Genomic DNA, 1,445 nt, shown 5'->3' on the forward strand with positions numbered 1-1,445 from the left:
CCAGCACCCGAGGTGGTGCAGTGGCCGGCTCCGCAATCCGGAGCCGCTTCGCCGGCCACTCCGGCCGTAGCGCCGAGTCCCGTCATGCACTAAGACTGAAACCGGACCTCCCGATTGGGGCAGGCCATTCGGATGCCATCGTAGTAGACGATAGATTCCTGAACAGACATGCAACGGTAGACAGAAGCAACGGTAGGAGCAAAGTCTAGTCGACCTTAGACATTCTTAAAACACTCCAGACAAGTAAAGATGTTAGCAACGACGATTACTTTCGAGCTTTGAATAGATTGAGGCAACGCGGGCGCCTGTTTGTTCCGTTAGAGATAGAAGAATTGCGCGCTTATGTCAGCGAAGTGACATTCAAGGAAGGGCAGTTGCGGGTCAGCAGGAACCTACTTCAGATTCAGGCATAGCACCTCTTTGCTAGGTTTTCCGAGTGTCTCACTGTTCCAGACGATATGCACTGGCTCCTACGGTCAAACCGGTTTGTGAACGATATCATTAGAGAACAATGGAAAGGTGCCAAGGACCTCCAACTCAGTAGGGCTATCTCTAGCTGGCTGTTTGACCTTGTTGATCTGAGACTTTGGGCAGGCAACAACAGCTCAGATGTTCAAAATAACAGCGTCGAAGGTTTTTTGATCGCGAACGTAGTAGGCTTGTTGGCGACGTCTGAAGGCGCGTCCAAAGAAGACCGAGAAGCCTATCTCGCTTGGGTAGAAGAGGAAATTGTTCAGCCCTTGAAAAACCGGCATCCACAAGTTTTTCGAAAGATCGTCAGCTATTCGAAAGATTTAATTGAGAACATGCTAACAGGGCAAAAGAGAGCGGCTGACTAGTGACTGATCGAGAGGTCGCCTTATCAGCAGCGGTTACTTTGGACCTATTTCCAGAGTCGATCCGTCAAGCGATCATTGCTGAGCACAGTTTCATGAGCCGGTTTGGGCGCCGCTTTCAACAACGGTGACATTTCTTCCAGACGGCAACAAATTCGTGGCCGAGGACCTGTATGATTGTGCCGAGTCTGTTTTGGACGGCATAAAACACGTGGAGCTTAAGGAAGCCGACACTGATGCTGTTTGGGCTGCGGACGGATACGACCCAGAGCAAGCAACTTTCCTTCATACAAATGGCAAGTCCGAAATCTTTATTGACGGGTACTGGCCACTACAAGTCGATCCAGATAAACGCTTAAGAAGTTTCGAAAACCTAGCCTCCAAGTTTCTACTTCCACGTAGTGTTTTTGAACACTGGTCTCCAAGAGTGAAAGCAAGCAAGCTGAGCTGCCCAGAGCTTGTTTTTCTAGAACAGGACGTTGAACGGTTCTCTGATTGCGGCCATGTCAAGCGGGTGAGCGGTGTGTCCGTCAGGGGTCATGGTTCTCTCCGAGGTCGCGGGTGTCGCGCCTCACGATGGCGTTCGGTGGCGGATCGTCTCCAATGTCG

Annotated in this window: 2 protein-coding genes; both read left to right on the plus strand. The window is 50.9% G+C overall.

From position 1 onward, the window contains the following. Positions 1-488 precede the first annotated feature (488 nt). Positions 489-839 (plus strand): hypothetical protein, encoded by a 351-nt coding sequence (locus PAA8504_RS21930; protein WP_146190566.1) that lies wholly within the window; start codon positions 489-491, stop codon positions 837-839. A gap of 154 nt (positions 840-993) precedes the next feature. Beyond that, positions 994-1,445: hypothetical protein (locus tag PAA8504_RS22380; RefSeq protein WP_219928981.1), on the plus strand; the 452-nt coding region annotated here is incomplete at its 3' end.

Source organism: Palleronia abyssalis (assembly GCF_900302445.1).
GTDB lineage: Bacteria > Pseudomonadota > Alphaproteobacteria > Rhodobacterales > Rhodobacteraceae > Palleronia > Palleronia abyssalis.